We start from the raw sequence: 13,655 nt of genomic DNA on the forward strand, positions 1-13,655 counted from the left end.
TTCGGGTTACATTTAAACATCGACATAATGCACGTAAGCTGTATCGATGCTTATTATGTAAAATTAACTCGATTTTCTTCCCATTATCAACGTCGCTTGCTTTAGGATATCATTCTCCATTAACAAGCGTTTATTCTCTTTGCGTAGCGCGATAAGTTCGTTATCTTCAGTTCGACGATTATCTTTTGCGATGAATGAGCCGGTAGTTTGGTACTGCATTATCCAATTATCTAATGCTGATTTGGTGAGGTCATACTCTGCGACGATATCCGCACGTTTTTTACCATTTTGATATAGCATGACCATTTGTTTTTTGAACTCGTTAGTAAAACTACGTTTTGCTCTTCGTGATGAATCGATTGCCATTGTTGTTACCTTCTCTTATTTTTAGTTTATCATAACAATGACCTTATAAAACTGGTACTAATTAGTGTAGCCGATCCAATTTAATAAATACACTATTAAATTATCCTTGTTTATAGCGATAAATACTACAAATTTATCGATTAATATTATGAGCTAATCGTAAATGTGAAATATGGCTCATTGGTGAGCCATACATTTTGAAGTTATTTTGCTTGATTTTTACCTTTTTCGACGTAGCTCATATCTCCAAGGCTTTCAACAATAAATTTACCATCGTCGGTGTAACGAATTTTAGTAACACTTGCGTTACCTAATCCAGCTGTAATTGGTTTATCTTGCCATTCTTGAACCATAGCCATAATTGCTAAACCGTGAGATACCACAAGCACGTTGCCACCACCTTGTGCTTTGGCTGATTCAGCAATGGCTTTTAATGATGCTTGCATACGATTTTTTACTTTATTGTAGTCTTCGGCTTCGCCTGATTTCTCAACTGCGGCGATTGCATCCATCATTGCTTTTAGGGTAACCTTGCCTTGAGCCATATCCGCCATTAGCTCTTTATCTGATGCATAACCTAAATGCTGTGCAGCTGGTGTCCACATGTTCGGATCAAAATCTCCTTCATAATCGCCAAAACACTGTTCACGCAAGCCTTCCATTTCATTAATTTGAATTTTATCGCCTTTAGTTTCTAAAACAATGCGAGCAGTTTGTCGTGCTCTACCTAAATCACTTGAATAAACTGAAATAAATTTGACATCTTTTAAACCACGACCAAGCTGCTGGGCAACTTCAACACCAGGTTTGGTGAGTGGTGTATCTGACCAACCTTGAGCTCGATGTACATTATTAAACATAGTTTTACCATGGCGAGTGACATAGATATATACATCATCCGCAAAAGCTTGCGATAAGGTCGTTATTGAAATAATTAATGAACTAATTAATATAATAAATTTTTTCATTGTTTTGTCCTCTTTATAATAAATTAAATCGGTAATCAATTACCGTTTCCGCCGAAAGTGAAGGTGAACGTTGGTATTTTCCGTGTCTAAGTTTTGGTGTCAGATCCGAAGCACTGACTGTTTTATAAGACCAACCATATCCAACCTTCGATAAAATAGAAAAATTTTTAAAAGCGCCACTAGTTGGTTTCCATATATCAAAAACGTTAATTTCGCCATTTTTTAATGTATTATGTTTGTAATTAAATTGGCCATAATTCATATATAAGCCTGTACTATTATCTTTAATAAAATCATAACTCATTACTGTTGTTAGTACCAATTCACCATCACGCAAATAATCTGCGCCAGCAGCGGCAAGACCGTTAAAACGAGCCCGAGTATTTTTACCTAAATGTCGATTATAATATCCGATAGCGTTATGTTTGTTAGCATCTGTATAGGCTAAACCGACTTTAATACTCCAGTCTTCTTCTTTCCATTCTACATCGGTTGCATAGTGCCATGCGTGATCTTCAAACTCTTTTTTGTTTTGTTTCATGGCATCATAATTGTCAAGAGCATAACTTCCGTAGAATTGTCCGCCTAAGATTAATTTTGGGATTGGTTTATAAGACAATTCAATTACATGGCGTCTTAAATAATCTTTAGCAACACCATAAGAATAATCTAAAGTAAGATCTTTATCTTTATAAGCGATCTCAGCTGTTGAAATATTATTAATGACTTTTTTACGATCTGCCGTTAAAAAACGCAATTTTTTAGCAGATTCACGGGGTAGGGTGCTATCAATATAAGCTAATGAAAAATAAACGTTATCATATTTTAGAATTCCGCTATAACCAAGATAACTATTGCGAGTAAGATGTTTGGTTGAACTTATGACGCCTAAATCTTTCAAGCTATGCCATCCAGCTTTACCATTAAAATTAATACCATCATTACCTAATTTTATTTTGGCATAACGTTGGGTAAATTTATTAAATCCGTGAGCGTTATGTTTGTTATAGCCTTTACCATCGTTATAAAGTAGGTTACGGGTCGCAAAGTAATCACTAGCGCCTAATCTTATTATGTTATCATAGGTGACATCAAAACCAATCATGTCAAATAAATAACCTGATTTATAATCAAAACTAAATGCTTGCCCCCAAGCGCTGTGTACTTCTTTAGGTTGGGATGCATTTTCTTTTAAATATTTCCAATGGTTTCGGGTAGAAAATACAAATTTGGTGTCTTTAAAAAATGTATCATCGAGGATTGAGTTCTGGGTTGCTGCATTTGCTAGAATAGAATAACTTGATATCCCTAATAGCATTATTGTGAGATATTTTATTTTCATTGTTCTTTTTCCTAATCGTTTTTATATTAAAAAACCTAAATACCAAATCAGAGATAACTTTCTAATTAATATTTAGGTTTTGCCTGCCAAAAAGCAGTAACAATCCAATAATTTAAAGTTTTATTTTATTTTTATGTATATGTTTTTTTATAGTAATATGGTTAATTTAAATAATTTATATCTCCATTCGATTAGCTATTTACCTTGTCACATGTTTATTAAAAAAATAATAGGAGGATAAGTAGCATCAATCCTCCCAGATTATCTTATGCTTTCAAATTTTCACCTTTTGATGAAATCACGGATTGATACCAGTAGAAGCTTTTCTTTTTATAACGATTTAATGTGCCTGTGCCATCTTGATTTAGATCTACATAAATAAATCCATAGCGTTTAGTAACTTCGGCTTTAGATGCACTGATAAGATCTATTGGTCCCCAACTGGTGTATCCCATGACTTCAACACCATCGTTGATGGCTTCTCGGATTTGTACTAAATGATCATTCATATAATTAATCCGATAATCATCATTGATTGTATTGTCTACTTCTAATTTATCTTTAGCACCTAAGCCATTTTCGACAATAAATAACGGTTTTTGATAACGCTCATAAAGTAAATTAAGAAGATAACGAATCCCAATTGGATCGATCTGCCATCCCCATTCGGATGCTTTAAGATAAGGGTTAGGCACCATATCTAAAATATTACCTTTGGTTTTTTGTGACTCATCATCTGTTGCACAGCAACTCATGTAATAACTAAATGAAACAAAATCGACTGTTTCTTTAAGATCTTGTTTATCTTGTTCAGTAATATCAAGCTTAATATGATTTTCTTTAAAGAAGCGATCCATATAGGTTGGATAATAACCACGCACCTGAACATCCCCAAAAAATAACCAACCATGATTTTCTTGATGAGTTTCCCAAACATCTTCAGGTTTTGGTGTAAGAGGGTAAGCCACAGCACCTAATAACATGTTACCAATTTTTGCATCTGGAATGATTTGATGACAGAGTTTAACTGCTCGACCACTGGCAACTAATTGATGATGAATTGCTTGGTAGATTTGCTGTTTGGTACTGTTTCTGTCCAAACCAACACCAGTGAAAGGTTCATGTAATGACATGTTGATTTCATTGAAGGTAAGCCAATATTTAACCTTATTTTTATAGCGTTCAAAAACAGTTTTAGCGTAACGAGTGAAAAATTCAATGACTTTACGATTTTCCCATCCACCATATTGAGTAACAAGATAATAGGGCATTTCATAATGTGATAAAGTGACTAGTGGTTTTATGTTGTGTTTTGCCATTTCATCAAATAATTTATCATAAAAGGCTAAACCAGCTTCATTTGGTTGCTCTTCATCGCCATTAGGAAATATGCGTGTCCAAGCAATTGATGTGCGTAGACAAGTGAAACCCATTTCAGCAAATAGAGCAATATCTTCAGGATAGCGATGATAAAAATCGATAGCTTTGTCTTTTATACTAGCAATATCAGTTTCATTGCGATTGATGATGTCACCAAATAAACCATTTGGCGTACAATCTGATGTAGATAAACCTTTACCACCTTCACGGTAAGCTCCTTCAACTTGGTTAGCGGCAATGGCACCGCCCCAAAGAAAATCATTAGGAAATTGTGTTGACATGTTTTACTCCTTATTTTGGGATAACACTAATAAAGCCTCTCCGCTTTGAATATTATCTTGTTCAAAGATACATTGTATATCTTGATAACTATCACTATTAGTAATGATAATTGGTGTGGTAACTTCAAAACCAGCTTGCTTAATTGCCTCTATATCAAAACTGACTAGCAAATCACCTTTTTTTACTTTGCTACCAGCTTCTACGTGAGCTTCAAAATGTTGACCATCTAATTTAACGGTATCAATACCGATATGAATTAATATTTCAGCTCCAGATTCGGTTTGAAAGCCAATTGCGTGTTTAGTTCGAAATAATGACACAACTTCACCATCATCAGGTGCAACAGCTTGACCAACAGTTGGAATGATTGCAATACCTTTACCCATTAATTCACTGGCAAATGTTGGGTCATTAACCTCGCTTAGTGGTGTGACCTTTCCTGTCATTGGACTAAAAATAGTGATGTCATCATTATTGATATTTGTTTGGTTGTTGTTGCCTTGGCTATTTGCTTGAGCCTCATGAATATCGTTTGGTGATATCATGCTGATTTTATCTTTTGATATACCAAACAAATAAGTCGCAATTAAGGCAATAATAAATGAGATAACACAAGCAAAAACAACTGCATAAAATTTATCGTCAATACCGTGTTCTGGGGATATTAATTGTAAAAAAGAGAAGACATTAATAAAACTGAAAGAATAAATCACACTATGGTAGCAACCAATAATCGCACCGCCAATAATTGCCGATAAACAACCAATAATAAATGGTCTTTTTAGGGGTAAGTTTATACCGTAAATAGCGGGTTCAGTTACGCCAAAAATACCAGACAGTACAGAAGAGCTTGCTAATGCTTTAAATTGTGGATCTTTTGCTCTGAGCATAACAGCAAATACAGCTCCAACTTGTGCAAATACCGCAGGAAATAATATAGGTAATAAAAAATCTTCATGATTTGTTGCTACATTGTTTAAGCAAAGCGGAACAAGTCCCCAATGAATGCCAAAAATTACCAGAACCTGCCAAAGTGGCGCTAAAATCATTGATGCAATAACTGGATTTAGTGCATAGAGATATTCAATTCCACTTGCTATATAACCGCTACCATAAGTCACTGCTGGGCCAATAAGTGCAAAGGTTAATGGTACTGTAATAACAAAGCTAAGTAACGGTGCAATAAATTTTTTAAAAGAATCATGCATGATTTTATTAAAGTTTCGTTCTAGTAACGAATAAAACCATGCTGCTAAAATGATTGGAAATACAGATGAAGCATAAGGAATTAAGTCAATTGGAATACCAAATAAATGTGTTTCTAGCAAAAACTTTCCTTGTGGTATCATGTTACTAACACTAGGGTGAAGCAATGCTCCGCCAATTGCTAGTCCCATATAAGGATTACCACCAAATTTTTTAACGGCAGAAAAGCCTAAAATCATAGGTAAGTAATAGAGTGGGGCGTCGGATATGGCGTCTAAAAAGTTAAAAGTTGAGGTGTTGCGCTGAACGACATCCATTGTTAGTAATAGCGCAAGTATGCCTTTTAAAATACCGCCTGCTACCATAACGACTAATACAGGAATAAAAATATTTGATACTAAGTCGATCAGTTTTGATAATATGCCCGATTTTTTATTTGGTTGTGTATCTGTGTTGGTTGTTTCGTTTAGGTTTGTTAACTGCATAATGTCACTATAAACATCAGCAACATTATTGCCAATTACAACTTGAAATTGCCCACTATTTTGTACAACGGTTATTATGCCTTTTCGTTTTTTTAAAATTTCGGCATTTGCTTTAGTTTCATCTTTTAGTGCAAATCGTAAACGGGTTGCGCAGTGTACTAGGCTGATGATATTGTTCTTCCCGCCAACATGTTGAATTATTGATTCGGCAAGTTCTTTGTTTTTCATACCTTATCCTTATTTTTGAACAAAAAAAAACCTAGCACCCCAATAAGTTAGGGTTCTAGGTTTTGCTTACAAAGTAAAATAGATTTAACTTTGCAATAACAATCCAATTGATGATTGATTTAAACTAGCATAAATTTTAAAAAATAGGTAAGACTTATGTAATAATAATTATCAAATTGTGATTCACTTCACATTATATTTTTTTAAGTTCAGTGCGTAGCCTTTCAATATGAATGGTTAAATACAAGCTTTCATCATCAGAAAGCGGATGTTGATATTGTTGTATTAAATGTAAATCTATCTGTTTAGTACAAAGATAGGCTAATTCGTATTTTTGTCGTACTAATTCATACAAAGAATTATCTTGTTGTGTTTGCTTGCTGTGGCTTAAAATACGATGAGCAAAGAATTTTAAATGAGTAACAAAACGTTGATAAGATAGGCAATTTTCGTCATATTCAAAGTTAAAGTGATATTTCACTATATTAAGAATTTCGCGCATGATTTTAGTCATATTAACAATATTGGGCATTGTGTCATTTAATTGCGCATTGATAATATGAAAAGTAATAAAACCAGCTTCGTCTTCAGGTAATTCAACAGATAATCGTTCTTTTATTATTGATAATGCATACAAACCGATTTGAAACTCTTTAGGGTAAAACTTTTTGATTTCCCAGAGAAATCCATTAGGAATATCAAAACCTTGTTTATGGCGTTCAATGGCAAAATGGATATGGTCGGTCAGCGAAATATAAATGCTGTCTTGTAATTTGCCATCTATGCATTGTTTTGCATGATTAATAATAATTTCAGATGTGGTCAATACCTCAAAAGGAATTTTTGAAAGTAATTCTTCAAATTTAGGAGATGTTTCTTTATTATCGAGTGAAAACTGCTTTTCAATAAGACTTGTATCAATTAAGTCACCTTCACGTTTTTTAAATCCAATTCCACGGCCGGTGACAATTAATTCATTACCTTTAGCATCAAGTGTAACAATAACATTGTTGTTTAATATTTTATAAACTTTCATTGAATATGATTAATTATAGCTATTTATTCATTATGAATAGCAATAGAAAAATCGGAAGCAAAAATATAAAGAAATGTGATAAACATCATATTTTAAAAAAATATTGTTTTTCTTTTACTATAAAAAAGCCCCGATAGGGTTAATGTATCGAGGCTGGTTAGTCTATTATTTTATTATTGTGCTAATAATTTATTCATGGTTTGAATAAATTTACTTGGATCACTAAGTGAACCTTTTTCAGCAAGTAAAGCCTGATCTAGTAGTAGTTCTACCCAATCGTTAAATGCGCTTTCATCTTGCGTATTGGCAATACGTTTAACCAGCTTATGATCTGGGTTGATTTCAAACGTGTATTTTATGTCTGGTGCTTTTTGACCTGCTGCAGCAAACAATTTAGCCATTTGTGTGCTCATTTCGTCGGCGGCAGTGGTAACAATCGCAGGTGTATCAGTTAAGCGATGCGTTAATTTTACTTCTTTCACTTTATCGCCTAATGCAGTTTTAACTCGTTCGATAAATGGTTCAAGCTCTTTTTCAACTTGTTTTTGCTCTTCAGTATCTTGATCAGCAAGTTTTTCAATAGATTCATCTGATTTGCTGATTGATTGGAATTGCTTACCATCAAATTCGGTTAAATTGCTCATCATCCATTCATCGATGCGATCAGATAATAATAACACTTCAATGCCTTTTTTGCGGAATAGCTCTAGGTGAGGGCTATTTTTAGCAGCACCATAGCTGTCGGCTGTGATGTAGTAGATCTTTTCTTGACCATCTTGCATACGGCTAATGTAATCTTCTAGTGATACTGTTTGTGCATCGCTATCAGTGTGGGTTGAGGCAAAACGAAGTAATTTAGCAATTGCTTCACGGTTGGCAAAGTCTTCACCAGTACCTTCTTTTAATACTAAACCAAACTCGCTCCAAAACTGTTGATACTGTTCCTTATCGTCTTTAGCAAGTTTTTCAAGCATCTGTAACACACGTTTAGTACACGCATTACGTAAGTTTTGAGTGATTTTGTTATCTTGCAAAATTTCGCGCGATACATTTAATGGCAAATCATTTGAATCAATTAAACCTTTTACAAAACGTAAATAGTTAGGCATAAATTGTTCAGCATCATCCATAATAAATACACGTTGTACATACAGTTTTAAGCCGTGTTTATTATCACGATTCCACATATCCCAAGGCGCTTTTGCTGGAATATAAAGTAAGCTAGTATATTCTTGTTTACCTTCAACACGGTTATGACTCCAGCTTAATGGATCGGCAAAATCATGTGATAGATGTTTATAAAATTCTTTGTATTCTTCGTCAGTCACTTCTGATTTACTACGAGTCCAAAGAGCTTGTGCTTTGTTAACTTTTTCCCATTTTACTTCTTTGCTTTCTTCATCAGTAGTTTGCACTTCAACAGGCAGTGAAATGTGATCAGAATATTTGCTGATAATAGAGCGTAAACGCCAATCATCTAAAAACTCTTTTTCATCTTCTTTTAAGTGTAAGGTGATTTCGGTACCACGAGTTTCTTTATTATCATCAGATATAGTATATTCACCTTCACCAGCTGATTCCCACATAACCGCTTCATCAGCTTTTGCAGTTGCTGCACGGGTTCTTACTGTGACTTTATCAGCAACAATAAAAGCAGAATAAAAACCAACACCAAATTGACCGATTAGTTGACTATCTTTGGCTTGATCGCTACCAATGGATTCTAAAAAAGCTTTGGTACCTGATTTAGCAATAGTACCTAAGTTTTCAATGACTTCATCACGCGTCATACCAATGCCATTATCAGCAATGGTTAGAGTACCTGCTTCTTTATTAGTTGAAATGCGCACACCAAGTTCGCCATCACCCGCGTATAAATCTGGGTTTTCTAACGCTTTAAAACGAAGTTTGTCGGCGGCGTCAGATGCGTTTGAAATAAGTTCTCTTAAAAAAATCTCTTTATTTGAGTATAAAGAGTGAATCATTAAATGTAGAATTTGTTTAACTTCGGATTGAAATCCACGAGTTTCAGTGCCTTGCTTACTCATTGACTAGTTCCTCTATTATATTTAGTCATTTCAATTAATTCTAATGGCGAAAATGATTTGTTATTAACTAACTTTTATCATTTTGCTCAGTTTAATAGCGCATTGCCAGTTAGATTAACCGAATAAAATTAACATAATGGTTTGATTTATTGATGTATTGCTATATGGGAGTAAAAAACCAGATTTCAATAGGGGTTAAGACATTTATTCATTGTTTGGTTATTTTTTGTTAAAAATGCAAAAAGAGAGCAAAAAAAAAGCCTTGAAGGGATTAAGGCTTTTTAATTAAAGGTTATTTTAAATTAATAAAAATTACATAAATCCATAAACAAGAATTAAAATAACAGCAGCTGGAATAACGAATCGTGATAAAACAGTCCAAATGCTAAACCAGAAATTATTTAAATTTAATTCTTCTCGGATGCGTTTTTGGTTCATCATCCAAGCACCAAATATCACTGTGCCTAAACCTGTAACAGGTAACATTATTTTACTAGTTAAGTAATCAAGCAAATCAAATATATTTTTACCAAATAGTTTCACTTCTGCCCATTCATTAAATGATAAAATACATGCGATACCTAATGCCCAAATAATTAAACTACTTAAAATTGTTGCTGATTTTCTACCCAATGGTGTTTTTTCTTCTAACAATTCAACTGTTGGTTCAAGTAATGAAATAGAAGAAGTTAATGCAGCAAAAGTAAGGAAAATAAAGAATAAAACACCTAAAACAGTGCCGCCAGCCATATTACCAAAAGCAATCGGTAAGGTGACAAAAATAAGTCCTGGGCCTTCACCAGGTTGTAAACCGTTAGCAAATACCAGTGGGAAAATCGCCATACCAGATAGCATCGCTACAATTACATCTAAAATAACTACAGTACGTGCAGTTGATAGTAAGTTCACATCTGAACCCAGATAAGAACCATATGCCATCATAATCCCCATACCTAAAGATAGACTAAAGAATGCATGTCCTAATGCCGCCAATACTGCTGTACCGTTAATTGCAGACCAATTAGGGGTGAACAAGAATTTAAAAGCATCATAAAAAGATGGACCGCTAACATAAGCAGCATAACCAACTAAAACAAGTAATAATACACCTAGCCCAGGCATCATCAATTTGCAACCGCGTTCCAAACCAGCACCAACACCAAGAGCAACAATAAATGCTGTAGCAAACATAAATACGGTGTGCCAAGTTAGTAGACTGTTAACATTACCAAGGAAATGGGTAAAAAGTTGACCAGTAGCTTCGCCATTAGCACCTTCGAAAGAACCTTGAGCAGCTAAAACAATGTAATCGGTCGCCCATCCCCCGATAACACTATAAAATGATAGAATTAAAAAAGAACCTACTACACCAATAATACCAACCCAGCGCCATGATTTAGAACGACCTTCTGAAACAGCGACATCTTCCATAGTATGAATTGGATTTTTTTGCCCTCGACGTCCAATTAACCATTCTAAAACTAAAATTGGCAAGCCAATAACAAACATAAATAATAAATAGGTAAGCACAAACGCAGAGCCACCCATTTCACCAGCCATATAGGGGAATTTCCAAATATTACCTAACCCAACAGCAGAACCCGCCGCAGCTAGCATAAATCCCATGCGCGAACTCCACTGTGAGTGACTTTTTTTCATAGTACCAGTACTCATTAATATTGTTTCCTTTAATCTCAATTAGTTTAATTTGCGTTGTGAAAAAAGTGTTTCTTTTATAAGTGAATTTTTAATCATGCCATGAAACACATCTATAAACAAGACATTATGCATGTTATTCGTTATATCTGTATAAAAATTTAGCGGGTAGTGATACAAATGTATCATATTTATTTTTAAGGGGATTAGCTAATTGTTATGCCATATTAAACATCTTTAATACATCAAAAATACAACTAAAAAGGGAAGCAATGTAAAAAGCGGTCGTTATTTTAACAAACCTATTTTTTATTAGTGTCGTCATGAGTTTATGTTACATCATTAATAATAGTGGTAGGCAAGGGAAAAATGGGTAATAAAAAATAATAAACGTACTAGCATTTAAATAAACAAGATTAATTAGGCTGATTTATTGATAATCACAAGCACATAGCATATAGTTAATTTTAGATTTTACTGATATTAAAGAGTCACTATGTCGCAAAACATCGACCAAAACGAAATTAACAAATTTTCACAACTTGCTGCCGATTGGTGGAATCCAAATGGTAAATGCAAACCGTTACACATCATCAATCCACTGCGTGTGGATTATATAAAACAAAAATGTGGATCACTAACCAGCAAACAGGTGCTTGATGTCGGTTGTGGAGGTGGAATATTGTCTGAAAGTCTAGCAAAATTAGGCGCTCAAGTTACTGCGATTGATCTTGCCGAGCAATCGCTAGCCGTTGCCCAAATGCATGCCTTGCAAAATGATCTAACTATCGATTATCAAAAACAGACAGTTGAAGATCATGCCCAACAACACCCTGCAAAGTATGATGTCATTACTTGTATGGAGTTATTAGAACATGTACCTGAGCCGTTTTCAGTCATACAAGCATGTGCCAAATTACTTAAACCAAAAGGTAAACTATTTTTATCAACTATTAACCGAAATCATAAAGCCAAACTATTATTGATTTATGGTGCAGAATATATTGCTCATTTGGTACCTAAAGGTACGCACGATTTTAATCGTTTTATACGCCCATCAGAGCTAATGGCACTAGTTGATCAAGCAAAATTGGAGGTAGAGGATATTATTGGTATGGAATATCTTTTATTTAAAAATCAATTCAAATTAAGTTCAAATGTGGATATAAATTACATATTAATGGCTCAAAAATCAGATTTATTTTAAAAATGTGATCGATTTCTCATTTTAGATATTTTTCACTGTGCTTTTTTTAAAATCCTATATAATTTCGCATGTTACCGATAACACGGACTATTTTATTTTAGAGGATCTATTTATGCCGTTAATAATAATTGCTATTGGTGTAGCTCTGCTACTTATTTTAATGTTACCACTTCGAGTCAATGGTTTTATTGCTCTAATTCTAGTTGCGCTAAGTGTTGGTGTAATGGAAGGCATGCCAGTTATGGATGTGGTGAAATCCATAAAAAATGGAGTAGGCGGTACACTTGGTAGTTTAGCCTTAATTATGGGCTTTGGGGCAATGTTAGGAAAACTATTAGCTGATTGCGGTGGAGCTCAACGTATTGCAACAACGCTAATTGAAACATTTGGTGACAAAAAAATCCAATGGGCGGTTACACTTACTGGTTTTATAGTGGGTTTTGCACTTTTCTATGAAGTTGGCTTTGTTCTGTTATTACCATTAGTATTAACTATTGCTGCCACGTTACGTATATCGCCACTATATATTGGTATTCCTATGGCTGCGGCTTTATCTGTGACGCATGGCTTTTTACCTCCACATCCAGGTCCAACAGCAATTGCAGAAATTTTTAAAGCAGATATGGGGCGTACTTTACTCTATGGTACTATCATCGGTATCCCTACGGTAATTTTAGCAGGACCGGTATTAGCAAGATTACCATTTATTCGCATAATTAATCATCCAATTGAAGAAGGTTTATATAATTCTAAAAAATTTACTGATGAGCAAATGCCAAGCTTTGCGGTCAGTGTTTTTACTGCTTTAATTCCGGTTATTTTAATGTCAATTCGTGCAGTTTGCGATATGACTTTAGATAAAGGACATGCAGTATTACCTTATGTAGAGTTTCTAGGTGATCCAGTCATTGCAACTTTGATTTCTGTATTAGTTGCGGTATTTACATTTGGCTTGTTACGTGGACGCTCTATGGTTGAGGTTAATACAACTTTAGTTGATTCAATCAAAATTATTGCCATGATGTTATTAATTATTGGCGGTGGTGGAGCATTTAAACAAGTGCTTGTTGATAGTGGTGTAAAAGTTTACATTGAACAAATGATGCATTCATCAAATATTTCACCTATTGTAATGGCTTGGTTAATTGCGGCATTGCTTCGATTAGCGCTTGGTTCTGCAACTGTTGCAGCATTGACAGCTGGAGGCATTGTGTTCCCTCTCATTGCATCAACCGGAGTAAGTCCTGAATTAATGGTTATTGCAACAGGTGCCGGAAGTGTTGTATTTTCGCATGTAAATGATCCTGGATTTTGGTTATTTAAAGAATATTTCAATTTAAGCATTACTGAGACCATGAAATCTTGGTCATTGTTAGAAACCATAATTTCCGTTTGTGGATTAGTAGGATGCTTAGCTATTAATATGGTTATTTAGCAAAACATTAAAAGCC

The 13,655-nt window shown here is 34.3% G+C and carries 10 protein-coding genes; 2 read left to right on the forward strand and 8 right to left on the reverse strand.

The features are described 5' to 3' along the window. Positions 1–63: 63 nt before the first annotated feature. From A9G31_RS03940 to A9G31_RS03975, 8 genes are all read right to left on the reverse strand, one after another. Positions 64–366 carry an IS3 family transposase gene (locus tag A9G31_RS03940; protein ID WP_065560538.1) on the reverse strand — a complete coding sequence of 101 codons (303 nt, stop codon included), beginning with the start codon at positions 364–366 and terminating at the stop codon, positions 64–66. A 203-nt stretch (positions 367–569) separates the two neighbouring features. Beyond that, positions 570–1,334, reverse strand: coding sequence for a histidine phosphatase family protein (locus A9G31_RS03945; protein ID WP_065560578.1), 765 nt, complete (start codon positions 1,332–1,334; stop codon positions 570–572). A gap of 13 nt (positions 1,335–1,347) precedes the next feature. Beyond that, complete coding sequence (locus A9G31_RS03950) at positions 1,348–2,676, reverse strand: hypothetical protein (protein WP_065560539.1); 1,329 nt, start codon at positions 2,674–2,676, stop codon at positions 1,348–1,350. Between the two features lie 266 nt (positions 2,677–2,942). Continuing rightward, positions 2,943–4,337, reverse strand: coding sequence for a glycoside hydrolase family 1 protein (locus tag A9G31_RS03955; protein WP_065560540.1), 1,395 nt, complete (start codon positions 4,335–4,337; stop codon positions 2,943–2,945). Between the two features lie 3 nt (positions 4,338–4,340). Beyond that, complete coding sequence (locus tag A9G31_RS03960) at positions 4,341–6,257, reverse strand: beta-glucoside-specific PTS transporter subunit IIABC (protein ID WP_065560541.1); 1,917 nt, start codon at positions 6,255–6,257, stop codon at positions 4,341–4,343. Positions 6,258–6,450: 193 nt separating this feature from the next. Continuing rightward, positions 6,451–7,293, reverse strand: coding sequence for a BglG family transcription antiterminator LicT (gene licT, locus A9G31_RS03965; RefSeq protein ID WP_065560542.1), 843 nt, complete (start codon positions 7,291–7,293; stop codon positions 6,451–6,453). A gap of 173 nt (positions 7,294–7,466) precedes the next feature. Beyond that, positions 7,467–9,341 carry a molecular chaperone HtpG gene (htpG, locus tag A9G31_RS03970; RefSeq protein ID WP_065560543.1) on the reverse strand — a complete coding sequence of 625 codons (1,875 nt, stop codon included), beginning with the start codon at positions 9,339–9,341 and terminating at the stop codon, positions 7,467–7,469. 312 nt (positions 9,342–9,653) lie between these two features. Then, positions 9,654–11,015: a sodium-dependent transporter gene (locus A9G31_RS03975; RefSeq protein ID WP_218056365.1), complete on the reverse strand. Its 1,362-nt coding sequence runs from the start codon at positions 11,013–11,015 to the stop codon at positions 9,654–9,656. A gap of 478 nt (positions 11,016–11,493) precedes the next feature. Here A9G31_RS03975 and ubiG point away from each other — a divergent pair, with 478 nt between their 5' ends. Next, on the forward strand, positions 11,494–12,204 hold the full coding sequence (gene ubiG, locus A9G31_RS03980; RefSeq protein WP_065560544.1) for a bifunctional 2-polyprenyl-6-hydroxyphenol methylase/3-demethylubiquinol 3-O-methyltransferase UbiG: 711 nt from the start codon (positions 11,494–11,496) through the stop codon (positions 12,202–12,204). A gap of 112 nt (positions 12,205–12,316) precedes the next feature. Next, a complete protein-coding gene (gene gntT / locus A9G31_RS03985) occupies positions 12,317–13,639 on the forward strand; it encodes a gluconate transporter (RefSeq protein ID WP_065560545.1) in 1,323 nt (440 codons plus the stop codon). The last annotated feature ends 16 nt before the right edge of the window (positions 13,640–13,655 follow it).

It is taken from the genome of Gilliamella sp. Gris1-4 (genome assembly GCF_001690335.1).
Taxonomy (GTDB): Bacteria; Pseudomonadota; Gammaproteobacteria; order Enterobacterales; family Orbaceae; genus Gilliamella; species Gilliamella apicola_P.